This window comes from Stutzerimonas sp. NM35, assembly GCF_054604355.1.
The window spans coordinates 3,993,621-4,017,410 of the sequence record NZ_CM137728.1; the positions used below are offsets into that span (position 1 = coordinate 3,993,621).

Consider the following 23,790-nt stretch of genomic DNA (forward strand, 5'->3'; position numbering starts at 1 on the left):
TAACGTTTGATATTAACAGCTCTGGTCGTAAGCAGATCCGCCGAAGAGATCTCGGGCCTGTAAACTCCGTCAAAACGCGGACGCAGGGAGTGCAGAAAATATGGCGAAGCAAGGTTCTGTAGGCCCTTCCAGAAGCGGCGATCAGTTCCACTATCAATGGGCTGCCCGGCAGTGCCTCGGGCTGCTTACCGGAGAAAATGGCCTAGTGGCGGTGGCGATCGAAGGAGCGTCACTGGACGAGGGGGATGCATCTACGAGCGTCGGCGACGAGGTCATTGACGTCGGCCTGTACTACGGGAGCGAGGAAGTTACAGCGGCAACGTCCATCCGCTATGTGCAGCTCAAACACTCGTCCAGGCAAGCGCACACCCCCTGGACGGCAAGCGGCCTCAAAGGAACCATCGAAGGCTTCGCTGGGCGTTTCAAGGAGCTGGAGGCGTCGCTTGGCCTGGACGTACTGGCTAATAAGGTTCGGCTCGTCTTTCTGACGAACAGGCCTATGGACGGAGCTGTTCTTGAAGCGTTGGCCGATCTCGCTGTGGGGTCGACAGCGCCGCGGCACCGCGAAATTGACGAGTTGCTGAAACGGTACGCGGCGTCAGCTAGCAGCAACGTACAGAGCTTCTTCGCCGCCTTCTCGGTTGAGGCTGGTGAGCCGGATCTATGGGAACAGTGCAACCTCCTGAGTCTGGGCCTGAGCGCATACTTGTCCGAACCGGACACCGAGGCTGCACTCCAACTGAAGGAACTGGTCACCCGCCGGGCAACCGATGAGGGAGCGAAGAACCGCTCTGTCCGCCTCTACGACGTACTCCGCGCACTGCGGGTGACCGAAATCGACCTACTGCCGGCGCCCTCGTTGATCTCGGAACCGAAGCAGGTGCTTCCACGAGCGCAGCAGGCAGACATCCTGGCGACGCTGCTCACCGCACAACGCCCGGTGGTCATCCATGCAGACGGTGGTGTAGGCAAGTCGACTCTTTCTGCTCACCTGGCCCGTGCCATGCCTGCTGGATCGGTGGCGGTTCTGTACGACTGCTTCGGTGACGGGACTTATCGCCAAGCGTTGAAGTATCGCCATCGGTACCGCGATGCCCTCGTTCAGATCGCGAACGAGCTCTCAGGGCAGCAGCTTTGCCTGCCGTTGATTCCGTCCAGCGGCACGGACTCCAAGCAGTTCATGCGGGCCTTTGTGTCTCGTCTCAAGCAGGCCATTGATCTTCTTAGAGCTCGCACGCCTCAGGCGAGCCTTTGCGTCATCGTCGACGCGGCCGACAACGCGTATATGGCGGCACATGAGATCAGTGAGCGTGCCTTTGTCCATGACTTGATCAACACAGACATGCCCGACGGGGTGCGGTTGGCATTCACATGCCGATCACACCGGCGAGGCCACCTGGGAGCTCCGCTGGACGCCATAGTGATCAAGCTAGAGCCGTTCTCCAAAGCTGAGACTGCCACGCACCTACGGCTGAGCTATCCCGAGGCAACGGACGCGGAGGCTGCGGAATTCGCTTTTCTAAGTAGCGATAACCCGCGCGTTCAAGCGCTGGCGATGGAGGGAACCCCACCCATCGGCAACATGCTGAGGGCTCTGGGGCCAACACCGACGACGGTTCAACTCGCGATCGGAGGCCTGCTGACCAAAGCCATCGATAGGCTGAAAGCCGAGTGGGGCCCGACAGAAGCGAATCAGATAGACCTCATCTGCAAGGGCCTCGCGGTGCTCCGGCCCTTGGTACCCATTTCCATCTTGGCGCAGATCGCCGGCGTTCCTGAGAGCGCCGTCCGTACGTTTGCTACTGAGTTTGGGCGACCGCTGTTCGTCAAGGACTCAGGTCTGCACTTCATGGACGAACCGGCAGAGACCTGGTTCAACGAGACATTCAAGCCCGATGCGGCTTCGCTTGATGCGTTTCTTGCAAAACTGAAGCCGCTTGCGTCGACCAGTTCATATGTGGCGGCGGCGCTGCCGCAGTTGCTACTGTCTGCCGGCCGGATGGACGAGCTGATTGCGCTGGCGCTCTCGAATGAGAGCTTGCCAGAGCTCAACCCTCTGGAGCGACGAGACGTCGAGCTGCAACGACTGATGTTCGCGCTCAGAGCGTGCTTGCAGCAGGGACGGCATGTTGCCGCTGCTAAGCTCGCGCTGAAGGTCGGCGGCGAGGTAGCTGGCGAGGCTCGCCAGAACACGCTCATCCAGCAGAACACTGACATTGCCAGCGTTCTGCTTGCGCCAGATCGCATCCAAGAAATGGTCTCCAGGCGCACGTTCGGCGGCGGATTCCTTGGCTCGCATCACGCGTACGAGGCGGTGCTGCTTGCCGGAAACGATGACCTCATCCCTGAGGCGAGAAGCAGGTTGCGCATGGCCTGGGAGTCATTGATCGCTTGGAGCAAGCTGCCACCCAAGCGCCGCAAGGAGGACAAGATCGACGACGCCGATATCGCCGAGCTTGCTATTGGAGTCCTGAGATTGCGGGGCCCTGCTGAGGCAGCGCAATTCCTGAAAGCATGGAATTCCAAATCCACCGTACTGAGAGCCACGAAGTGCGTGGCCGCTCGACTTGCGGACGTTGGCGACTTCAAGGGAATCGATGAGCTCGCCGAGCACGCCAAAGGAGATGCCTGGATGCTGCTGGGCCTGGTAACCGAAGCGGTCCGGGTCGCACATCTGTTGCCGGCGGAGCCGCTGCGCCAACTGATGGGCATCTTGGTCGACCCTAAAGTCAAGTTACCTGAGGAACATCTCTCATGGAGGCCTGGGTGCAACGTACTGGATGGAGTCCGGTCTGCAATTACGCTGGCCCTCAGATGTCTCCCGCGCGACGATGCGACTTGGGCGGAGACGTTGCGCCGGTATTTGCCAGAAGATCCGCCTCGCCAGTTCCATGACTTCGATGACGAGCGAGCGGACTTCATTCGGGCTTACGCTTTGGAAGCCGCTCTGCGCGGAAAACGAATTGAGTTGATTGACCTGGCGCCAAAGGATGTTCGCACGGAGTTTGAGACGAAAAGCTCCCCCATTAGGGGCGAACAAGCTTCCCAGCTGCAGCACGTAACAGGGGGTGTCCTCGCCTGGTTCATCTTGGCTGCTGAGATTGCTTGTGGCCGCCAGCCTCCGGACCTTGATCACGAGGTCGAGCTTGCGCTGGGACAGATGAAATCTGCATCCTCACGTGACTATCAGCGGAACTTCAATTTGGAGAAGGCGGCTGCAATCGAATGGGTACAGATCCTTCGCGATGCAGGCTCCATTAAGCCTGCTCAGATCGACGCGCTGCTGAAGTGGGTCGACAATAACGACCGCATCTACTCGAGCACTCTCACGAGGATGTGCCACATTGCCGCGCGAACAGCAGGGATGGGCGACCTCTCACTGCGACTCAGCTCTAAGGCGTTCGATCAAATCACCGCGTCGCGCAGCGATGCAGAGATAAAGGTTGACGATCTTCAGGAGCTAGCGCGCGCCATCTTTTGCGTGAGCAAGTCGGAAGCGGCTGCCTATTTCGACAAGGCGATCGACATCGCCAGCAAGATCGGAGAGGAACACCTCTCTCGATGGACAACGTTCCTAGAATTGGCGGACGCCGCACATTGCTCGGGTGGGGCAAGATCTCGGACCGCCTATCGTCTGGCAAGGATTGCCGAGCTCAGCTATGAGCATATGGCCCGAGACAAGTACATGGACTGGGATCGCTTGGTCGAGGGCTTGGTCGGTCTTTGTCCTTCATCCAGCCTCGCAATTCTGAGCCGCTGGCGAGATCGAGAGTTCGGCTCTGCTGGCGAGCTATTTCCCGTCGCAATCTACAGCCTGATCGACCAAGGACTCCTTCCAAAAAAGGCCGCGGTGGCCCTGAGTGGCACCGGGACGGGATGGAAGCGCGTCAGCGACATCAAAGCCGCCATCGAGGCGGAATCTGACAACAATCGGAAAAGATCAATCCTGCGGATCGCCTACCGATTCCTCCGTATCCTGCACCACGAAACGCCCCCCTGGCGCAAACTCAAGGTTCTAGCCGACTCCTTGGCGATGTCGCTTCCAGATTTGGAGAGGCTGCTTCAGGCATCTGTGACCAAAGGAGCCGGTGAGTCGGTAACTGCAGCTCGCGCGCCCCGGTCGGTGCCTCGCAAAGAGGTGCAGGAGCCCGACTGGGATGCCATCTTCAATGGCGTCGATCTCTGCGACGCAGCTGTGGTTCTCACGGCACGGCAATCGCTCAAGAAGGTTGACGGCCGTTCGTACGTTCGCGAGTTCTATGAGCAAGGCTTTCGGCGCGCGAAACTGTCGGAGATCGACGGATACCTCCGTGCGATCCAGTTGGACGACGAGTTCAGTGTGTACAGTTTCATGGACGTCATCAGGCACCTCACCGAGCCGAGCAAGAGGCTCTTGTCCGTCCGCAGCGAACTCAGAAAGGCGGCCCTTTTGCTGGCTGCAAGTGAACCCAACCGCGTGGGGCGCCGCGGCTGGGGCTATGAGGGCCCCTTTGATGGTCTCTATGCAGAGGGCATCGTCGTGGAGAAGGACGTCGCTTCAGCTCGGATCAAGGGGTATCTGTCTCAGCTCGACACACTTGGTGCGAACGACTTGTTCCATCTGGTGGAGCCGCTCGCGCGGCACTTGACCAGCGACGAGGCCGATGAGGTTTTGAACTTTGGCTTTGACCTGCTCGAAGAGGTTCTCGAAAGCGAAGACGGTGATGGCCCTTGGAGCAACTCTCTCGTACCGTCATCCTCTTGCGAGGAAGCCTTGGCTGGCTACTTATGGGCGGGTCTGGCGCGCCCGTCCACTGCGGTACGCTGGGAGCACGCCCACTGCGTCCGTAACTGTCTTGAGCTCGACTGGCAATCCTTGCTGTCCGCGCTGGCCACTCGCGCATCGGGAGCTGCCCCGCAGCCATTTGTCGACCACGGCCTGGTCTTTTATGAGTGGCATGCCCGCCAATGGCTCTGTATTGCCTTGGCACGGGGCGCCATGGACGTACCTCCTGCCGTTGCTCCTTTTCTCGCGTTCCTTGACTCTTGCGCAAGGGAGCAGCACGTCGTTATCCGGCACTTCGCCTCGGATGCATTGAGACGCCTGCATGAAGTCCATACGTTGTCATCGGATTTGCTCGCCATTGCGAACGGCGCAAACCGGGCTGCGCTGTCCAGGGACGTCTACGACCATCGCGAGTACGAGATCGTTGATGACAACGCCTCGGATGACGAAGCCGTGGACGACGACGAGAGGTACTTTTTCGGCATCGACATCGGCCCCTATTGGTTCGCACCGTTGGGCCGCGTCTTCGGTTTGAATCAGCAGTCGATTGAACAACGAGCATGGGCAGTCCTGCGTGGTCGTATGTCGCTAGGTCCTCGCCATCGCGTCGATGATCAACGCTACAAGCGCGGGCTCTTTCGGGGGAGAGAGACAAGCCACTCACACGGCAGGATGCCTGAAGTGGAAGACTGCCTCGTTTACCAGTCCTATCACGCCATGATGTTCGTAGCAGGTCTACTCTTGGAGACCAAGCCGGTGCGCCGTCGCGCTGACGAGGAAGAGGATCCATTCGACGATTGGTTGAAAGGGCAGTTGCTCACTCGCAGTGATGACAGGTGGCTTGCGGATCGACGCGATCCCGAGATCCTGAAGAGCGCCGTGTCGGAGAAAGATCGATCGGATGCCTCATGGTGTTGGCAAGTCGATAGACAGTGTCTGGATGACCAACTGAAAACGGATGACGGTATGACGGCCCTATGGGGCCATTGGACCACCACCGATGCAGTCAATGGTGAAACGGTGTCGGTCAGGTCTGTACTCGTTCCTTCGTGCCATGCGGCTGCTCTTCTAACCGCCATGCAGACGAGCCCTAGCCCAGGAGACATTTATCTTCCAGACGCGGATCACATCGACCATCGAGAGGAGGTTGATGATCCAGAGCTGAGGCTGCTCGGCTGGGTCAAGTCGGGAAGCGACTCGTTGAGCCTTGATGAATATGACCCATGGGCTGGCAAGGTGGCCAACCCGGGCCCGCAGCCTTGTCAAGAAATCCTCAATGCCCTGAATCCGATGACAGATCCAGACGCGCGATCGTGGACGCTACCAGACGGTGGCAGGGCGAGAAGCGAATCGTGGTCGCGCAGCACGGGCTACGGGGAGGAGCGCGATGTCCTGACCGGCACTCGGCTCAGCGCCGACGACAAGTTCATTCGCGCGCTGTTGGATGGGCATCCAAACACATCTCTGATCGTCTGCGTCAAGGTCCGCCGCAAGCCACCGAAAGACGAGACTGCCAGCGATGACTACTCCTTCTACAACTATCCATACAACTGCTACTACATGATCGGACACGATGGAATCACTAGATCGCTCTAAGGCTGTCATCGAGCTCGGCAAGCGGATCGTTGCCGGCTTGATGCTTGGCGACGATGTCACTGCCCAATGGATGGCACACCTAGTAGCCGAGAAAATCTCCGCTGCTGAGAATGCGTCGGAAACTCTGCGAGATTCAGCGGTGGCGGAGTGCATGGATGTCATCCTGAAACTCTGGGGGCACCGGTACACATTGCCTCCGTACATGCGACCGTTGAGGGAGCTAGACCCGCTGCTGCGCACGCTTAATTCCTTAGGTGTGAATGAGGCAGATGAATTCAGGTTTTTCGCGCGACCGCCTAGCACCGAAGAGCTTGAAGGTGCCACAGAGGACGAGAAGAAGCTCTTCGAGTTCGCGTTCGGCATTGATCAGGCAGCCAGGGAGCTGATCCGTTACGCACTCAGCGTTGCCGCCGAACGATCAGTCAACGTGGTCAAACCATGGCTAGAGGAGGTCGTAAAGGGAGGCATGGAGGCAACCGTGGAGTTGCGGGTCTCAAGGTTCGTCGCAGAAGGCCTGCTGAAGAGCCAAAAAGAGGCAAATAGGCAGGCCATGCTCGATCGAGCTGATCGGCTGGAAAGTTTTGCGAAAGTAGCTTTGTCTCTGGCCAGCGAGATGAGGGAGATGCTTCCGCAAGATACCGAGGAGTCGGGTGACTGAGAAAAAAGGCTCCGCGATCTAGCGAAACGGTTGACGTCGCCGAACCTAGCGAGAGCTCCTGAGAAAGTAGCTGGCGAACAACAAGACATCGATCGCCCGGTTGATCATCTGGGTGCTGGGGGGATTAAGTTCGAGGATGGCGAGAGTGAGTCAGTTTTCCCCTGCTAGGTGGAGAACCATCCCAAGTAGAGCTTGAGCTGGCTAGTACTCGTTCGGTTGCTGACATGTAGCTGGGCTTATGGCCGTGCGGCACGATTTGGGCACAAGATTGGCACGGCCCAAAAAACGGTCGATAAGCAGCCTTGAGGGCAATACTCATTCCGGCGTAAAGGCAGGTGTGAGCGGAATGTTGGGGCGAGAGGCGATTCGAGGTTCGAGGTTCGAGGTTCGGGTCGGGGAAACTTTAAAAAATATTTTGAATCAAGGAGATATGGCGCACCAGGCGGGATTCGAACCCACGACCCCCGCCTTCGGAGGGCGGTACTCTATCCAGCTGAGCTACTGGTGCGTTGCGGGGGGCAATCATACCCATGTCCATCGGGGGCGTCCATGCTGGCGAGGAGGTTCGAGAGTGCTTCCGAAGTGGCTGCGGTGATGGACTGCTGTGCCTGTAACGGCTCTGGCATGGGCTGCCAGGAGCGGGTCCGGCTGTTAACCTTGATCGTTACGATGGCCTTTGGCCGAAGTCGGGACGTTATCGGGGGTAGGGAATGTCGAGCCATATCAAGCTCTGGGACGCGCCGCTGCGCATCTTTCACTGGACCTTTGCCGTTGCGGTGGTTGCGGCCATCGCCACTGGTTGGCTGGGTGGTGGCCTGATGGTCTGGCACGGGCGGTTGGGGCTGCTGGTGCTGGGGTTGCTGGTGTTTCGCCTGTTGTGGGGCTTCGTCGGTTCCACCTACGCGCGCTGGTTGCGCATTCTGGGCGCGGCGTTTGGCGTCAGAACGTATCTGCAAGGCAACTGGCGGGAAGCGGGCCATAATCCGCTGGGAGCGTTGTCGGTGCTCGCCATGCTGGGTTTGGTGGGGTTTCAGGTGGTGAGTGGCTTGATGTCGACTGACGATATCGCCTTCAAGGGGCCGCTGTATGCGCTGGTCTCCAGTGATACCGGCAACTGGCTGGCGGGGCTGCATCGGCAGGCGAAGTGGCTGCTGGTGGGCTTTATCGGCCTGCATCTGGTGGCGATTGCCTGGTACACACTGGTCCGGCGCAAGCCGCTGGTTGGCGCGATGATCAAGGGGCGCGCAAGGCGTGAGTACCCGGCCCAACAGGACGCGCAGGGTGGTTCGTTGGTAATGGCGGTGCTGGTCGTGGCGCTGGCGCTGGGTGCGGTATGGGCGGTGCAGTCGGTTGCCGGCTGGGTGGCGCCGCCGCCCGCGGCTGCGGCACCCACGCTGGACTGGTAGCCGAAGCCGGGCGGCGCGGGCCGACCGGCATTCGCGTTCGGCTTATCGCTCGGCGCGGAAGTTGTCGTGGCAGGATTTGCACGAACCGCCGACGTCACCGAAGGCCTTCTTGATTGCGGCCTGATCGCCGTCGGCGGCGACGCTGGCGAGCTGGTTGGCTGCAGCCGTGAATTCGCGACCGATCTGGCCGGCCTTCTCCAGGTTCTGGAAGAATTCGGGCTTCAGGCGGGTCTTGTTGCCCAGTTGATCGGTGGTGGTTTCCGGGCTGTACAGCGCGCCCATGCCGGAGTTGGCGATGGCGCCGATGACATTGGCGGCGGCGGCGACCTTGGCCTGGTCGAAAGGCTCCTTGCCGTCGATGACCTGTGCCTTGATCTTGCCCATGTTCCAGGCCATGAACTGGTAGCCGGCCTTGCGGGCTTCGACCATTTCCTCGGGCTTCATTTGCGCGTGCGCGGCAGTGCTTGCCAGCAGGGCTGCCGCCATGGCGCCCATCAACAGTGCTTTCACGGTAGTTCCTCAACAATCCATTAAACAGGGACGGCAGCCTCTAAGCCGCCGCGCGAAACTATACCCTGCCCCGTACGCCTCGGTGGTGATGCGTAACAAGGCTTAACAGAATGCCTGTCAGGGCGATCTATGCTTCAACACTGTCTGGCGACATGAGCTTGCCCGGCTGCCGATGGCGACCATAGGATGATCGCTTGTCATCTGCAGGCGGTTGAACCGGGCCGTGTCCGAGGGTTCGGATAGTCGTCGTGCAAGCACATTTCCATTGGCGCGCGTCGCCTGTTTCGGGCACAGCAGCAAGTCTTCAGGAGAGCACCATGCAATTGAAAGATCCTTCCCTGTTCCGCCAGCAGGCCTATATCGATGGTGCCTGGCTCGATGCCGACGAGGGGCTGACGCTCAAGGTGAACAATCCGGCCAGCGGCGACATTCTGGGCACCGTGCCGAAGATGGGTGCTGCCGAAACCCGCCGCGCCATCGAGGCCGCCGAGCGTGCGCTGCCGGCCTGGTGCGAGCTGACCGCCAAGGAGCGTTCGCAGACGTTGCGCCGCTGGTTCGAGCTGATCCTCGAAAATCAGGAAGACCTGGCCCGGCTGATGACCCTGGAGCAGGGCAAGCCGCTGACCGAATCCCGTGGCGAGATCGCCTATGCGGCATCCTTCATCGAATGGTTCGCCGAGGAAGCCAAGCGCATTTACGGCGACACCATTCCGGGGCATCAGAAGGACAAGCGCATCATCGTCATCAAGCAGCCGATCGGCGTCACCGCCGCGATCACGCCGTGGAATTTCCCGGCGGCGATGATCACCCGCAAGGCCGGTCCAGCGCTGGCGGCGGGCTGCACCATGGTGGTCAAGCCGGCTTCGCAGACACCGTTCTCCGCCCTGGCGCTGGCCGAGCTGGCCGGGCGCGCCGGCATCCCCAAGGGCGTGTTCAGCGTGGTGACCGGCTCGGCGGGCGAGATCGGCAACGAGCTGACCGCCAACCCCATCGTGCGCAAGATCACCTTCACCGGCTCCACCGAAGTCGGTGCCAAGCTGATGGCGCAATGCGCGCCGGGCATCAAGAAGGTTTCGCTGGAGTTGGGCGGCAACGCGCCGTTCCTGGTGTTCGACGATGCCGACCTGGACGAGGCGGTGAAGGGCGCCATGCAGTCCAAGTACCGCAACGCCGGGCAGACCTGCGTGTGCGTCAACCGCATCTACGTGCAGGACGGCGTGTACGACGTCTTCGCGCAGAAATTCCAGGCGGCGGTGGAGAACCTGAAGATCGGCAACGGCCTGGACGATGGCGTCGATGTCGGCCCGCTGATCGACGATCGCGCCGCGGCCAAGGTCAAGGAGCATATCGAGGACGCCGTGGCCAGCGGCGCCCAGGTGGTCACCGGCGGCAAGGCGCACAGCCTGGGCGGCAGCTATTTCGAACCGACCTTGATGATCAACGTGCCGCACACGGCCAAGGTGGCCAAGGAAGAAACCTTCGGTCCGCTGGCGCCGCTATTCCGCTTCAAGGACGAGGCCGAGGCCATCGCCCTGGCCAACGATACCGAGTTCGGCCTGGCGGCGTACTTCTATGCGCGTGACCTGGGCCGCGTGTTTCGCGTGGCCGAGGCGCTGGAGTCAGGCATGGTCGGGGTCAATACTGGGATGATTTCCACCGAGGTTGCGCCGTTTGGCGGGGTGAAATCTTCTGGTCTCGGGCGCGAGGGATCCCGTTACGGCATCGAGGATTATCTGGAAATCAAATACCTCTGCCTGGGTTTGTAGCAGGTAGTGCGTGAGGGGCCAGCCCTGCTCGGGTCTGGCTCTTTTGCCCTGTGCAGCCCAGAATAAGGCCCTACGTTGCGCTTTTATCTGGAACGCTGTGCCCACTCCGGCCCCCTCATTTGTCTTGATCGCCTTCAGCGAGCCCTGGCGTACCGATCAGCTCGGCCAGCTGGTCGCTAGCCTGCGTCCGGGATTGCGCATCGTCCAGGTTCACGATGGTTATGCTGCCCTGGCCGCGTGCAAGCGCGAACTGCCCCGGTTGCTGATTGCCGATGGCGAGCTGGTTGGCCTGGATGGCCGTGCCTTGCTGCGCGAGCTGCGCCGCCGGGTTCCGACGCAGCGGCTGGCGTGCATTCTGATCAGCGAGCGCATGGACAGGGCCAGCGTCCGCGCGGCATTACCGCTCGGGCTTGCGGCGTACCTCGGCAAGCCTTGTGATCTCGACGACCTGCGCCAGCGGCTGGACAAGCTGTTGCCGCAGTCGGCAGGAGGCCGTTCTGCGCATGCGCCTCCGACCGATACGCTGGCCACCTTTCTTGAGCGCATGCGCAAGAGCAATCCTGGGGCGCCCTTGCTGGAGTCGGTGCAGGTGGCGATCAGCGAATGCCTGAATGCCGCCGACAGGAATCTGGGTATGTTGGAGGAGCAGTTTTCCCGCGACCCGCAAATCACCGCGCGGCTGATCAGCGTGGCCAACAGCGCTGGTCAGCATCAGGGTACTACCAGCCAGACGCTGGCCCAGGCGCTGCCGCGGCTGGGCGTCAGGCGCACGCTCGATCTGGTGCTGGAAATGACTGTGCAGCGTAACGCGCAACTGGCCGACCCGTGTCTGGCGCAACTGGCCTTCGGCATCAGCGAGCAAGCCCTGCGTGCGGCCAGGCTCGCCGGCTGGCTGGCGCGCCGGCTCAAGCTGGATATCAATCTCTGCTACACCGCCGGCCTGTTGCACAACCTCGGCGAGTTGGCGCTGCTGCGCAGCCTGCAGAACTGGCTCGACAGTGGCGGTGAGCTACGGGATGAGGAACTGCCGACGCTGCTACAGGAGCGTGCGGCAGGTTTCGGTTCCTCGCTGCGCATCCAGTGGCGCCTGCCGCTTGGGTTGCGCCAGGCGATTGCCGCCTACTACGGTCTGGGCTCCGAGGTGTTCACCCGCGAAGCGCTGGTGCTGAACCTGACCGGTCTGCTGCTCGCCCTGCCGACTGATGCCCCCCTTGCCAGTCTGGCCGATGCGCGTTCCGTGCGCCTGCTGCGCCTCGATCCGCAGCTCCTGAGTAGTGCGCCGCTGAAGTCATGAGCCGTAGGGCGGAAATCTTTCCGCCAGCGCGAACCTGCTCGATCCGCGTGCTTATCGAGTGAATCCGCCCTCAGGCTCCAGCCGCAGCTCTGGCAGCAGATGGGGTTCCCACAGGCGGGTCTGCAAGTGCTTGCGGAAGAAGCCGAAGTGGCCGATGCGCTCCACGCCGATTTCATTCGGGGCGATGCGGTGCATGGTTTTCGGCGCCGAGCTATAGAAACCATGCAGCGACTCGGTATTGCGCGCCGACATCATTTCGTCGTCGCTGAAGGAGAGCGATACCAGCGGCGTTCTCACCGCGTCGAAGGCGCGCTGTATGGGCTCGCCTTCGACGCCGATCAGGTAGTCCGGGTGCAGGCACCAGCGCCGCCACTGGCGGATCACCCCGGCTGGCAGGTCGCCCACCGCGCCGAGGCGCTCGCCGGGGAAGTAGCCGGCCACGGCGGTGAGCAGTGGCGCCATGCCGTGCCAGAGCAGCCAGGCCTGTTTGCGGATCTGCGGGCTGTTCTCGCGCCAGTAGCCGCTGCCGGCGGCGATGGTGATGATGCGTGTCAGGCGCTCATGTCCTCTGACCATCGGCAGCACCTGCGCGCCCAGGCTGTGGCCGATCCAGTACAGCGGCGCACCTTGCGCCGTGCTGGCGAGCTGGCCAAGCATGGCGCTGCCGTCGTATCTGGCCCAGTCGAGAATATCGACCTTCAGCTTGCGCAGAGAGCTGCGGCGCGACTGGCCGATGCCTGCATAGTCGAAGGTCACCGCCAGATAACCCTCGGTGGCCAGCCAGGTGGCGAAATCGCTGTAGAAACGTTGCTTGACGCCGATTGCCGGCGCGATCAATACGGCGCCGCGAGGTTGCTCCGCAGGTGTGTACCACTGGCTGGCCAGCTGCTGGCCGTTGCCGTTGTCGATCCAGCGCAGCTCGGGCTGTAGGGTTGCCATTTTCTTGTTCTCCGCACTTTCCCGGACAGGTTCGATGGGCGAGTATACGATCACCAGAACAAATTTCTAGAAAAATATTCTAGTTCATTGGAGGCTTGATGGCCCGCTCGTCACGCAAACAGGACATCCTCCAGGCCGCGCTTGCCTGCTTCACCGAGCATGGCGTGGACGCCACCACCATCGAGATGATCCGCGACCGCTCGGGCGCCAGCATCGGCAGCCTCTATCACCACTTCGGCAACCGCGAGCGGATCATCGCCGCGCTCTATCTGGAAGGTATCGGCGAATACGCGGCGTTGCTGGAAGCCGGCTTGGTGGACACGCTGGGAGCCGAGGCCTGCGTGAAACTGTTCGTCACCTGCTACGTCGACTGGGTAGTGGCCAACGCCGACTGGGCGCGCTTCATCCTGCACAACCGGGGGCGGGTGGAGGCGGGCGAGGGGGGCGAGCGTCTGCGCGAGTTCAATCAGGCGCACGGTAGCCGCATTGCGGCGATCCTGCGGCGGCATCGCGAAGTGGGTGCATTCAAGGCGATTCCCGGCGAGTGCTTCGTCTCGGTGGTGATCGGCCCGACGCAGGACATGGCGCGCAACTGGCTGGCCGGGCGTGGCAAGCAACCGCTGGTTGAATATCGTGACCTGCTGGCGCAGATTGCCTGGGACAGCGTGCGGGCCTGAGCAGCCCTGCAAGCAGCCGGAACGGGGCGTTTCCTGGCGGTTGACTGCAGATTGAATAATCAACTTTTGGTTGATGCGTTGGGGGGCTTCTGATATAAAGCAGCGCTCTTTTCTAGGGGCACGCTTTGTTCGTGTGCGGCGTAGCCGGTAAGACCCCAATGAAACGCGGCGCTGAGCGCCAAAAAAGAAAGTTGAATTCAAGCGGCCAACCCATGCCGGGTTGGGCATGTGGTTTTAGAGGGCTGAGGCATGTCGAGAGTCTGTCAAGTTACCGGTAAGGGTCCGGTAACCGGGAACAACATTTCCCACGCGAACAACAAAACCCGTCGTCGTTTCCTGCCGAACCTGCAGCATCATCGCTTCTGGGTCGAGTCCGAGAACCGTTTCGTTCGTCTGCGCCTGACTGCCAAGGGCATGCGCGTGATCGACAAGCGTGGCATCGACGCCGTTCTGGCTGAACTCCGCGCTCGCGGCGAAAAGGTTTAAGGAGAACTATCATGCGTGACCTGATCCGTTTGGTGTCCAGCGCCGGTACCGGCCACTTCTACACCACCGACAAGAACAAGCGCACCACGCCCGACAAGATCGAAATCAAGAAGTACGATCCTGTCGTGCGCAAGCATGTGATCTACAAGGAAGCCAAGATCAAGTAATTGGTGCGACACGCGTAGCGTGTCTCCGAACCGAGGTGTCATGTCATCTTGGTGGATTTCTGGAAGGAATCCAAATGCTTAGAGCGTTGCTCTAAGAAACAAAACATACCCACGTAGCCGAGTCTGAAAGCTATGGGTCGCAGCGGCGGCTGACTTAACCTAAGCTCATTTAGCATTCGGAAGAATGAGCGGTCATCGTAATCGATGATGGATGCCTACTTGTAGGAGGTCGAAATGGATCAGCAAACGTCCGGTTTGATCATTCTTGCCATGATTGTTGTCGTAATGGGCGGGACAGGGCTTTATGCCTTGTTGCCTGATATCAAGCGCAAGATGAAAAGACTCAGGCATAAGCACATCTAGTTCGGCTGTAGTACCTATACCCACGCGGGGCGAGCCCCCGCTGGGGCTCCTCTCGCCTAGAAAACGAGAGGCAATCACCTTGAGCAAGCTGGTCACCAGTCCTTGTTCACATCAACCGGAGACATGAGCGAAAGCTCTGTCTGTCATTGTCCAGCCATTGCCTGTATGGAACGGTAGCGGACTCGTTGTACGACCAACGACAGCCTAGGGAAACATGCGTCACTGGTAACGGTGGGGTGTGAAGCTTTCCCGACAATGTAGCCCCCGCGAGGGTGCGGTTCTGCCGTGAGGCAAGCCGTGGATGCTCGGAGCAGTACCGGGTTGAGGCGCTAGGCTGGCTGGCATGGGCAACGTAAGTGAACTGCTGATAAACGTCGTTATGATCAAATTGCCAAAACTGCTGTTAGGCAATAACCAAAAGGTGCGTGGTCGGTTATCCCTGTCGATTATGGGGATACGTCGTCTCAGTACCACCGGCGAATAGGCAGGTCCTAAACCAGTCGTGTGACAGATAGGGAACGTGGTAAGCCCGTATTGCTGCCCTCGTGGCAGGTGAGCCGCAAGGCGAGCTGTTGGCGGTGCGGGTATGGGATCGCAGAGAAAGCGAATGCCGGGCTGTAATGGTCCGGATAGGGGTTGGAACATTACCCCACGGGAAACCGGGCAGACTTCTGCGTGGTCTTTCGTCGCATGACGTCTGACTGACCCTGTCTCATGAATTTCAGGCTCGGCTTCATCGAGCCCTACCAAACCAACCCTGGCGGGATATGCGCTTCCCGTCAGGGGCCGGCGTGTGTCTTCCGCTCGGGATGGTTCAACCATCTTGAGAGGAAAGCAGCATGATAGAGCTCAGCCAACAGGCCGGGTCTGCGCTTTCCGGCACTCCGCAGCATTGGCACGACATCGACTGGTGTCGGGTTCAGCGGAACGTCCGGGGAATGCAGATACGGATTGCGAAGGCTTGTCGGGAAGGCAAATGGTGCAGGGTGAAAGCCCTGCAACGGATGCTGACCCGCTCGAAGTCGGCCAGATACTTGGCTGTACGACGAGTCACTGAAAACCAGGGTAAGCGCACGGCGGGAGTCGACCGCGTGCTCTGGGATACACCTGACGCCAAATGGAAAGCGGCAAGTGGATTGAAGCGGCGCGGATACCAACCACGGCCTTTACGGCGTGTGTTCATTCCGAAGTCGAATGGGAAGGAGCGCCCGCTGGGCATCCCGACCATGACCGACAGGGCCATGCAGGCGTTGTATCTGCTGGCACTGGCGCCCATTGCAGAAACCAAGGGCGATCCGAACAGCTACGGCTTCAGGATCGAACGCTCGACGGCGGATGCGATGAGTCAGCTATTCACCTGCCTGTCCCAGAAGGCCTCGGCTAGATGGGTACTGGAGGCGGATATCGAAGGTTGCTTCGATCACATCAATCATGACTGGTTGATCGCGAGTATCCCCACGGATAAAGCGGTTCTCCGGAAATGGTTGAAGGCTGGCGTGGTTAATAAGGGCCAACTACAGGCAACGGATGCCGGTACGCCACAAGGCGGGATCATCTCGCCGACCTTGGCAAACATGGTGCTGGACGGGCTGGAGTCAGGTCTCAAGCAGTATCTGGGGCGGGCAAAGGCAAAGAGGCTGAAGGTACATGTGGTGCGTTATGCGGATGATTTCGTGATTACTGGCGACTCTCCGGAGATGCTGGCAGATGAGGTCAAACCTTGGGTAGAGCAGTTCCTGGCGGTACGCGGGCTGCGGTTGTCACCCGAGAAAACGCAGATCGTTCATATAGATCGAGGCTTTGACTTTCTGGGATGGAACTTCCGTAAGTATGACGGGAAGCTCCTGATCAAGCCGAGCAAGAAAAACGCGCAAGCGTTCTATCGCAAGGTGAAGGAAGCGATCAGCAGCAACAAGACGATGAGGCAGGATAATCTGATCCGCCTGCTCAATCCGATCTTGAAGGGCTGGGCATTGTATCACCAGCCTGTGGTTGCCAAGCAGGCGTTCAGTCGTATGGATTTCCTGCTTTTTCAAGCGTTATGGCGTTGGGCGAAACGGCGGCACTCAAGGAAAAATCTCGAATGGATACGGAAGAAGTATTTCCGGACGAGTGAGAGCAAGAACTGGGTGTTTGCTGCCACGGTATTCACCGAGGTAGGGGGCAAAAAGGATTTTGTGCTGCATACCCTGTCGGAGACACCAATAGAGCGGCACATCAAGATCAACGGGGAATACAACCCGTTTGATCCCTCGATGGAAGCAATGGGCGAGAAGCTGCGGATGGATCGGATGCTGAAAAAGCTGAAGTACCGAAAGCAGATTACAAGCCTGTATGTGAGCCAGAAAGGGCGGTGCGTACTCTGTGGACAACCGATAACCAAGGAAACGGGATGGCACGACCATCACATCGTCCACCGCACGCAAGGCGGAAGCGATGCACTGGTCAACCGGGTGCTGCTGCACCCGAACTGCCATCAGCAGTTACATAGCCGTGGCCTGACAGTGAGTAAGCCGGCTCCTGCGGGGGCTTTGCTAAAGGCTTGAGCCGTATGCGCTGAAAGGCGCACGTACGGTTCTTAGGGGGAGGTGGGCCAGCAATGGCTCATCTCTACCCGACATCGGCCCTTGAAGAAAAAACCCGCCTCTCCGGCGGGTTTTTTCGTTCTGGCCTGTGGTTTTGCTGTGCTCAGGCCGTTTTGCGAATGGCATCGGCGAAGCGTTCGATGATGGCGTCGATATGCGCCTTCTCGACGATCAGCGCCGGCGACAGGGCGATGGTATCGCCGCTGGCGCGCACCAGCAGGCCGTCCTCGAAGCTCTGGCGGAACACCTCGTAGCCGCGCTTGCCGACGCCATCGGCATGAGGGGCGAACTGGATGCCGGCGACCAGCCCGATGGTACGGATGTCGGTCACGTTCGGCAGGTCCTGCAGGCTGAACAGGGCGTCCTGCCAGTAATCTTCCAGCTCGACGGCTTTCTCGAACAGCTGCTCGCGCTGGTAGATCTCCAGGGTCGCCAGGGCGGCGGCGCAGGCCACCGGATGCCCCGAGTAGGTGTAGCCGTGGAAGAATTCGATGGCGCTGTCCGGGCCGTGCATGAAGGCCTCGTGGATCTGCTCGGAGACCATCACCGCACCCATGGGAATTGCGCCGTTGGTCAGGCCCTTGGCGCAGGTGAGGATATCCGGCGTGACGCCCCAGCGCTGCGCGGCGAAGGCCTTGCCGACGCGCCCGAAACCGGTGATCACCTCATCGAAGATCAGCAGGATGCCGTGTTTCGCGGTGATTTCGCGCAGGCGCTGCAGATAGCCCTGCGGCGGCAGTATCACCCCCGCCGAGCCGGACATGGGCTCGACGATCACTGCGGCGATGTTTTCCGCACCGTGCAGGGTAACCAGCCGTTCCAGCTCATCGGCCTTTTCCGCGCCGTGGGGCGGCAGACCTCTGCTGAAGGCGTTGCGCGAAAGGTCGAGGGTGTGCGGCAGGTGATCGACGCCCGGCAGCAGCGCGCTGCCGAAGGCCTTGCGGTTGTTGCCCATGCCGCCCACCGAGATGCCGCCGAAGCCGACGCCGTGATAGGCCAGCTCACGTCCGATCAGGCGGGTGCGGCTGCCCTGGTCAATGGCTCGCTGATAGGCCAGGGCCACTTTCAGTGCGGTATCGGCTGATTCGGAGCCGGAGTTGGTGAAGAACACCCGGTTCAGGCCGGGCGGAGCGATCTGCGCCAGGCGCTCGGCCAGCTCGAAGGGCAGCGGGTGGCCCATCTGGAAGGTCGGCGCGAAATCCATCTTGGCGATCTGCCGGCTCACCGCCTCGGTGATTTCCCGCCGGCCATGACCGGCGTTGCAGCACCAGAGCCCGGCGGTGCCGTCGATCACCTGGCGTCCGTCGGTATCGGCGTAGTACATCCCTTCGGCGCTCTCCAGCAGGCGCGGGTTCGCCTTGAACTGGCGGTTGGCGGTAAAGGGCATCCAGAAATGTTCAGCGGTTGCGCTGGAGCGCGGATCGTTGGCCATGGTAGCTCCGGTCATGCAGCGTTTGGGGGCTATGCTGATGCGTACAAACTACCGCTCGTACAGCGGATGACCGAGTCTATGTTTAATAAAACGCACAAAACAAGGCGGAAATCCCTGTCTTCGTAAAAAATATTGATAGGTCTGGCGCCGCTGGTTTAGGGTTCCGTTTCTGATTACTTGACGATCAACAGAGGACGCACCATGACCACCCTGACTTTCGCCGACTGGCAACAGCGCGCCCGCGATGTGCATATCGAAGGCCGGGCTTTTATCCAGGGTGAATGCACCGCCTCCGTTGCCGGGGCCACGTTCGACTGCATCAGCCCCATCGATGGCCGGGTGCTGGCGCAGGTGGCCAGCTGCGATGCAGCCGATGCCGAGCGGGCGGTGCTCAGTGCGCGCACGGCCTTCGAGTCCGGCGTCTGGTCGCGGTTGGCGCCGGCCAAACGCAAGGCGGTGATGATCCGTTTCGCCGACTTGCTGGAGGCACACGCCGAGGAACTGGCATTGCTGGAAACCCTCGACATGGGCAAGCCGATCAGCGATTCGCTGGCGGTGGACGTACCCGGCGCGGCACGGGCGCTGCGCTGGTCCGGCGAGGCCATCGACAAGATCTACGACGAGGTGGCGCCCACGCCGCATGACCAGTTGGGGCTGGTCACGCGCGAGCCGGTTGGCGTCGTGGCGGCCATCGTGCCGTGGAATTTCCCGTTGATGATGGCCTGCTGGAAGCTCGGCCCGGCGCTGGCCACCGGCAACTCGGTGGTGCTCAAACCCTCCGAGAAGTCGCCGCTGAGCGCCATCCGCATGGCGCAGCTGGCCATCGAAGCCGGTATCCCGGCGGGCGTGCTCAACGTGCTGCCGGGCTACGGACATACCGTGGGCAAGGCGCTGGCGCTGCACATGGACGTCGATACGCTGGTATTCACCGGCTCCACGCGAGTCGCCAAGCAACTGATGATCCATGCCGGCGAGTCGAACATGAAGCGCGTCTGGCTGGAAGCCGGCGGCAAGAGCCCGAACATCGTTTTCGCCGATGCGCCGGACCTTCAGGCCGCGGCCAGAGCGGCTGCGGGCGCCATCGCCTTCAACCAGGGCGAGGTCTGCACCGCCGGCTCACGGCTGCTGGTGGAGGGGGCGGTGAAGGCGCGCTTCCTGCCCATGGTGGTCGAAGCGCTCAAGGGCTGGCAGCCGGGCAATCCGCTGGACCCGGCGACCAATGTCGGCGCGCTGGTCGATACCCAGCAGCTCGATACCGTGCTCGGCTATATCGACGCCGGGCGCGAGGCGGGCGCGCAGGTGCTGATCGGCGGTCAGCGCACTCTCGAAGAGACTGGCGGATTGTATGTCGAGCCGACCATCTTCGATGGCGTCAGCAACGCCATGAAGATCGCCCAGGAGGAAATCTTCGGCCCGGTGCTCTCGGTGATCACCTTCGACAGCGTCGAGGAGGCGGTCGCGATTGCCAACGACACGCCCTATGGCCTGGCTGCCGCGCTCTGGACCTCGGACCTGTCCAAGGCGCACCGCACCGCCCGGGCGCTGCGCGCCGGCAGCGTGTGGGTCAACCAGTACGATGGCGGCGACATGACCGCGCCCTTCGGCGGTTTCAAGCAGTCGGGCAACGGTCGCGACAAGTCGCTGCATGCCTTCGACAAGTACACCGAGCTGAAGGCGACCTGGATAAAACTCTGAAGGAGAGCCTCGGCTCCCCTTCGTCGTTTCTCGAAGGCCGCGAGATCAGCGCTGGTTGTTGGTGATCAGGGTGCCGACGCCGATGTCGGTGAAGATTTCCAGCAACACCGCGTTGGGCACCCGGCCATCGATGATGTGGGCGCTGTGCACGCCGCCCTGTACGGCTTCCAGGGCGCAGCGGATCTTCGGCAGCATGCCGCCGTAGATGGTGCCGTCGGCGATGAGGGCATCAACCTGGGTGGTGGACAGGCCGGTCAGGACCTGGCCCTGCTTGTCCATCAGGCCGGCGATGTTGGTCAGCAGCATCAGCTTTTCGGCCTTCAGCGCCTCGGCCACCTTGCCGGCCACCAGGTCGGCGTTGATGTTGTACGACTCGCCATGCTCGCCGACGCCGATGGGCGCGATGACCGGGATGAAGTCGCCATGCACCAGCATGTCCAGCAACTCGGTGTTGATGCCGGTGACCTCGCCGACGTGGCCGATGTCGATGATTTCCGGCTGGGTCATTTCCGGCGTCTTGCGGCTGGCCTTGAGCTTCTTGGCGCGGATCAGGCCCGCGTCCTTGCCGGTCAGGCCGATGGCGCTGCCGCCGTGCTGGTTGATCAGGCTGACGATGCTCTTGTTGACCTGGCCGCCGAGGACCATTTCCACCACGTCCATGGTCTGGCTGTCGGTCACGCGCATGCCGTCGATGAAGTGACTTTCGATGTTCAGGCGCTTGAGCAGATCGCCGATCTGCGGGCCACCACCGTGCACCACCACCGGGTTGATGCCGACGGCCTTCATCAGCACGATGTCGCGGGCGAAGCCGGTTTTCAGCTCCTCGCTTTCCATGGCGTTGCCGCCGTACTTGATGACCAGCGTCTTGCCGACGAAGCGGCGAATGTAGGGCAGCGCCTCGGACAGGACCTGGGCGAATTGGGTGGCAGCTTCACGGCTGAGGGTCATGCAGGGCTCCGCGAGTCAGAACGGCAGTTTGAGATCAGGCGCGACAGTATAAAGCTGGGCGCGGAAGACGTCCTGTATACGCTTGAGCTCGCCCTCGCTTTCGGCCTCGAAACGCAGCACCAGCACCGGTGTGGTGTTGGAGGCGCGCACCAGGCCCCAGCCTTTCGGGTAATCGACCCGCAGGCCGTCTAGCGTGGTGACGCTGGCTTCGCCCCACTCGGCCTTGCGTTGCAGGGCTTCGATGATGGCGAACTTGCTCTCTTCGGTGACGGTGATGTTGATTTCCGGCGTCGACAGGTCGTTGGGGAAGGCGGCGAACACCTGTTCGGCGGTGCGCTTGTCCTGGCTGAGAATTTCCAGCAGTCGTGCGGCGCTGTAGATACCGTCGTCGAAGCCGTACCAGCGCTCCTTGAAGAAGATATGGCCGCTCATCTCGCCGGCCAGCAGGGCGCCGGTTTCCTTCATCTTCTTCTTGATCAGCGAATGCCCAGTCTTCCACATCACCGGGCGGCCGCCGTAGCCGCTGATCAGCGGCGTCAGGCGGCGTGTGCACTTGACGTCGAAGATGATGTCGGCGCCCGGGTTGCGCGAGACCACATCCTTGGCGAACAGCATCAGCAGACGGTCCGGATAGACCACGGTTCCAGTGTTGGTCACCACGCCGACGCGGTCGCCGTCGCCGTCGAAGGCCAGGCCCAGGTCGGCATTCTCTGACTTGACCCTGGCGATCAGGTCTTCGAGATTTTCCAGCTTGCCCGGGTCGGGATGGTGATTGGGGAAGTTGCCGTCGACCTCGCAGAACAGCGGAATCACCTTGCAGCCCAGGGCTTCGATCAGTTGCGGGGCGATCACGCCAGCGACGCCGTTGCCGCAGTCGACCACCACCTTCATCGGTTTGGCCAGCGCGATGTCCTCGCGGATGCGCTTGAAGTAGCTGGCCAGCACATCGACCTGCTCGACCTGGCCGACCCCTTCGGCCAGGTCGTTGTTCTCGATGCGCAGGCGCAGGGCCTGGATCTGTTCGTTGGCCAGGGTGTCGCCGGCGATGACGATCTTGAAACCGTTGTAGTCCGGCGGATTGTGACTGCCGGTAAGCATCACCCCGGATTTGCCGGCCAGCACGTTGGCGGCGTAGTAGAGCACCGGGGTCGGCACCATGCCGACGTCGCTGACGCTGCAGCCGCTGTCCACCAGGCCCTGGATCAGGTGTTCGACCAGCTCGGGGCCGGACAGCCGGCCATCGCGGCCAACCGATACGTCCGGTTCGCCTCTGGCAAGGCTTTCGGAGCCGACTGCGCGGCCTACCCAGTACGCGGTTTCCGTGGTCAGGCTGTCGCCGACCACGCCACGGATGTCGTAGGCACGGAAAATGCTGGCGGGTAATTGCGGGGCTTTCGGGATGCTCATTGCGGTTTCTCGCTCCTTCGTATCGAGACCCAGCCAATCCTGGTCTTCGTCGAGAATGTCGATGTCGAGAATATCGGTGTTCTGAAACAGAGGGTCGATGTACTCGGTGGATGGGGCCTGACGCGCTGCGGCGTTGGCTATGGGGACGGCCACTGCCGCGCTGCGCAGTGGCAGACGGGCCAGATTCCTGGCCAGCGCGTCAAGCGCCGGAAGGCTCAAGGTCGGAGGTTTGATGGCCTTGCCATGGGAGAGTTCCTGCAGCATCTGCCCCAGGTGCGCGACATCTTCACGCAGCCGCCGCTGCTGCGCGCCCAGTACCAGCTGCAGGCCCAGCAGCAGACCACAGAGTGCGGCCAGCGCAGCGCCCAGCAGCAGTGCGGGGGATAGTGGCATGGCGCCGGTTTGCGCCGCGGGCAGAAAGCTGAGTGTCCAGTTCGGATTGCCGCTCGGCAGGCTGATCGCCTGAGCGTCCAGGCCCGTGCCGCCGCGTTGCGCCAGCAACTGCGCGGGCGCGTTGGCGAATTGCTGCATCAGACGCAATTGCCCCGCCTCGGCTGGCAGGTTCGGCAGCGTGGCCAGCAGACGATCGAGGCTGATCACCCGCAACAGGGTGCCCTGGGCCGGCTGCTGCGGGTCTGAGCGTAGCGCCACGGCACTGTAGACCAGCCACTGATTGCCCACGCGGAAGGCTTCGAGCGCCGGCGACTGGCCGTTTTCGGCGCGTTGCAGGATATCCAGCGCGGCAAAGTTCAGCGGGCCGGGACGATCCGGGTACTGCCGGGCCTGGCCGCGCTGACTGAGATGTGCATCGACGATGCCGTCCTGGCCGATCAGCGCCTGTTCAGCGGCGCGCACTCGCTCGGGCTGCCCGCTGAGCAGGGCTTCGAGCACGTGCGGATCGCTTGCGGCGCTGCGGGTGTCATCGGCCAGCTGGCGCAGGGCCTGGCTGATGGCCGATGCCTGGCTCTGGCCCCAGGCCTGCGCCAGTTGCGCGGTCTGTTGCCGCTGGCCGGCCTGGTAGGCGAGCCAGAGCAGGGCGGTGGCCGCCGCGAGCCCGAGCAGGCCCGTGAGCAGGCCGGGTGTCAGGGCGCCAAGG

The 23,790-nt window shown here is 61.5% G+C and carries 16 protein-coding genes and 1 tRNA gene; 11 read left to right on the forward strand and 6 right to left on the reverse strand.

Annotated elements, in window-relative coordinates; genetic code table 11:
• Positions 1 to 100 precede the first annotated feature (100 nt).
• Entirely contained in the window at positions 101 to 6,361 is a 6,261-nt protein-coding gene (avs3a, locus tag ACYCFC_RS18455; RefSeq protein ID WP_459652523.1) for an AVAST type 3 anti-phage nuclease/ATPase Avs3a, read from the forward strand.
• Positions 6,339 to 7,019, forward strand: a complete 681-nt coding sequence (gene avs3b / locus ACYCFC_RS18460) for an AVAST type 3 anti-phage proein Avs3b (RefSeq protein ID WP_459652524.1) — start codon at positions 6,339 to 6,341, stop codon at positions 7,017 to 7,019. The genes avs3a and avs3b overlap by 23 nt, the downstream gene beginning before the upstream one ends.
• Positions 7,020 to 7,450: 431 nt before the next feature.
• Here avs3b and ACYCFC_RS18465 read toward each other — a convergent pair.
• Positions 7,451 to 7,527, reverse strand: a tRNA-Arg gene (locus ACYCFC_RS18465).
• A gap of 202 nt (positions 7,528 to 7,729) precedes the next feature.
• Here ACYCFC_RS18465 and ACYCFC_RS18470 point away from each other — a divergent pair.
• Positions 7,730 to 8,425, forward strand: coding sequence for a cytochrome b/b6 domain-containing protein (locus tag ACYCFC_RS18470; RefSeq protein ID WP_459652525.1), 696 nt, complete (start codon positions 7,730 to 7,732; stop codon positions 8,423 to 8,425).
• Positions 8,426 to 8,467: 42 nt separating this feature from the next.
• Here ACYCFC_RS18470 and ACYCFC_RS18475 read toward each other — a convergent pair whose 3' ends face one another.
• Complete coding sequence (locus ACYCFC_RS18475; RefSeq protein ID WP_181082917.1) at positions 8,468 to 8,923, reverse strand: c-type cytochrome; 456 nt, start codon at positions 8,921 to 8,923, stop codon at positions 8,468 to 8,470.
• A 329-nt stretch (positions 8,924 to 9,252) separates the two neighbouring features.
• Between ACYCFC_RS18475 and gabD the strand changes: the two genes are divergently transcribed.
• Together gabD and ACYCFC_RS18485 are read left to right on the forward strand one after the other, a co-directional pair.
• On the forward strand, positions 9,253 to 10,701 hold the full coding sequence (gene gabD, locus ACYCFC_RS18480; protein ID WP_459652526.1) for an NADP-dependent succinate-semialdehyde dehydrogenase: 1,449 nt from the start codon (positions 9,253 to 9,255) through the stop codon (positions 10,699 to 10,701).
• Between the two features lie 97 nt (positions 10,702 to 10,798).
• Entirely contained in the window at positions 10,799 to 11,995 is a 1,197-nt protein-coding gene (locus ACYCFC_RS18485) for an HDOD domain-containing protein (RefSeq protein ID WP_459652527.1), read from the forward strand.
• A gap of 51 nt (positions 11,996 to 12,046) precedes the next feature.
• Here the strand turns inward: ACYCFC_RS18485 and ACYCFC_RS18490 are convergent, their stop codons facing one another.
• Complete coding sequence (locus ACYCFC_RS18490) at positions 12,047 to 12,934, reverse strand: alpha/beta hydrolase family protein (RefSeq protein ID WP_459652528.1); 888 nt, start codon at positions 12,932 to 12,934, stop codon at positions 12,047 to 12,049.
• Between the two features lie 98 nt (positions 12,935 to 13,032).
• On the opposite strand from ACYCFC_RS18490, the gene ACYCFC_RS18495 reads away from it, so the two are divergent.
• The 5 genes from ACYCFC_RS18495 to ltrA all read left to right on the forward strand — a co-directional run bounded on the left by ACYCFC_RS18495 (position 13,033) and on the right by ltrA (position 17,173).
• Positions 13,033 to 13,611, forward strand: coding sequence for a TetR/AcrR family transcriptional regulator (locus tag ACYCFC_RS18495; protein WP_459652529.1), 579 nt, complete (start codon positions 13,033 to 13,035; stop codon positions 13,609 to 13,611).
• 249 nt (positions 13,612 to 13,860) lie between these two features.
• The gene (gene rpmB / locus ACYCFC_RS18500) at positions 13,861 to 14,097 is read left to right on the forward strand and encodes a 50S ribosomal protein L28 (RefSeq protein ID WP_019339373.1); all 237 of its coding nucleotides are present in this window, start codon (positions 13,861 to 13,863) and stop codon (positions 14,095 to 14,097) included.
• Between the two features lie 11 nt (positions 14,098 to 14,108).
• Entirely contained in the window at positions 14,109 to 14,264 is a 156-nt protein-coding gene (gene rpmG, locus ACYCFC_RS18505) for a 50S ribosomal protein L33 (RefSeq protein ID WP_014854577.1), read from the forward strand.
• Between the two features lie 234 nt (positions 14,265 to 14,498).
• Positions 14,499 to 14,627 (forward strand): hypothetical protein, encoded by a 129-nt coding sequence (locus tag ACYCFC_RS18510; protein WP_258189245.1) that lies wholly within the window; start codon positions 14,499 to 14,501, stop codon positions 14,625 to 14,627.
• An 839-nt stretch (positions 14,628 to 15,466) separates the two neighbouring features.
• The gene (gene ltrA / locus ACYCFC_RS18515) at positions 15,467 to 17,173 is read left to right on the forward strand and encodes a group II intron reverse transcriptase/maturase (RefSeq protein WP_459652530.1); all 1,707 of its coding nucleotides are present in this window, start codon (positions 15,467 to 15,469) and stop codon (positions 17,171 to 17,173) included.
• A 142-nt stretch (positions 17,174 to 17,315) separates the two neighbouring features.
• Here the strand turns inward: ltrA and aptA are convergent, their stop codons facing one another.
• Positions 17,316 to 18,644, reverse strand: coding sequence for an omega-aminotransferase AptA (gene aptA, locus ACYCFC_RS18520; protein WP_459652531.1), 1,329 nt, complete (start codon positions 18,642 to 18,644; stop codon positions 17,316 to 17,318).
• A gap of 201 nt (positions 18,645 to 18,845) precedes the next feature.
• On the opposite strand from aptA, the gene ACYCFC_RS18525 reads away from it, so the two are divergent.
• On the forward strand, positions 18,846 to 20,339 hold the full coding sequence (locus ACYCFC_RS18525; protein ID WP_459652532.1) for an aldehyde dehydrogenase: 1,494 nt from the start codon (positions 18,846 to 18,848) through the stop codon (positions 20,337 to 20,339).
• A gap of 45 nt (positions 20,340 to 20,384) precedes the next feature.
• Here the strand turns inward: ACYCFC_RS18525 and argB are convergent, their stop codons facing one another.
• On the reverse strand, positions 20,385 to 21,287 hold the full coding sequence (gene argB / locus ACYCFC_RS18530; protein WP_181082776.1) for an acetylglutamate kinase: 903 nt from the start codon (positions 21,285 to 21,287) through the stop codon (positions 20,385 to 20,387).
• A 15-nt stretch (positions 21,288 to 21,302) separates the two neighbouring features.
• Entirely contained in the window at positions 21,303 to 22,694 is a 1,392-nt protein-coding gene (algC, locus tag ACYCFC_RS18535; RefSeq protein ID WP_459654028.1) for a phosphomannomutase/phosphoglucomutase, read from the reverse strand.
• Positions 22,695 to 23,790: the final 1,096 nt, after the last annotated feature.

What these genes read in the sequence shown, in the direction of transcription:
- avs3a (WP_459652523.1), top strand. Translation starts at nt 101, where the DNA reads ATGGCGAAGCAAGGTTCTGTAGGCCCTTCCAGAAGCGGCGATCAGTTC.
- avs3b (WP_459652524.1), top strand. Translation starts at nt 6,339, where the DNA reads ATGGAATCACTAGATCGCTCTAAGGCTGTCATCGAGCTCGGCAAGCGG.
- ACYCFC_RS18470 (WP_459652525.1), top strand. Translation starts at nt 7,730, where the DNA reads ATGTCGAGCCATATCAAGCTCTGGGACGCGCCGCTGCGCATCTTTCAC.
- gabD (WP_459652526.1), top strand. Translation starts at nt 9,253, where the DNA reads ATGCAATTGAAAGATCCTTCCCTGTTCCGCCAGCAGGCCTATATCGAT.
- ACYCFC_RS18490 (WP_459652528.1), bottom strand. Translation starts at nt 12,934, where the DNA reads ATGGCAACCCTACAGCCCGAGCTGCGCTGGATCGACAACGGCAACGGC.
- ACYCFC_RS18495 (WP_459652529.1), top strand. Translation starts at nt 13,033, where the DNA reads ATGGCCCGCTCGTCACGCAAACAGGACATCCTCCAGGCCGCGCTTGCC.
- rpmB (WP_019339373.1), top strand. Translation starts at nt 13,861, where the DNA reads ATGTCGAGAGTCTGTCAAGTTACCGGTAAGGGTCCGGTAACCGGGAAC.
- rpmG (WP_014854577.1), top strand. Translation starts at nt 14,109, where the DNA reads ATGCGTGACCTGATCCGTTTGGTGTCCAGCGCCGGTACCGGCCACTTC.
- ACYCFC_RS18510 (WP_258189245.1), top strand. Translation starts at nt 14,499, where the DNA reads ATGGATCAGCAAACGTCCGGTTTGATCATTCTTGCCATGATTGTTGTC.
- ltrA (WP_459652530.1), top strand. Translation starts at nt 15,467, where the DNA reads ATGATAGAGCTCAGCCAACAGGCCGGGTCTGCGCTTTCCGGCACTCCG.
- aptA (WP_459652531.1), bottom strand. Translation starts at nt 18,644, where the DNA reads ATGGCCAACGATCCGCGCTCCAGCGCAACCGCTGAACATTTCTGGATG.
- ACYCFC_RS18525 (WP_459652532.1), top strand. Translation starts at nt 18,846, where the DNA reads ATGACCACCCTGACTTTCGCCGACTGGCAACAGCGCGCCCGCGATGTG.
- argB (WP_181082776.1), bottom strand. Translation starts at nt 21,287, where the DNA reads ATGACCCTCAGCCGTGAAGCTGCCACCCAATTCGCCCAGGTCCTGTCC.
- algC (WP_459654028.1), bottom strand. Translation starts at nt 22,694, where the DNA reads ATGAGCATCCCGAAAGCCCCGCAATTACCCGCCAGCATTTTCCGTGCC.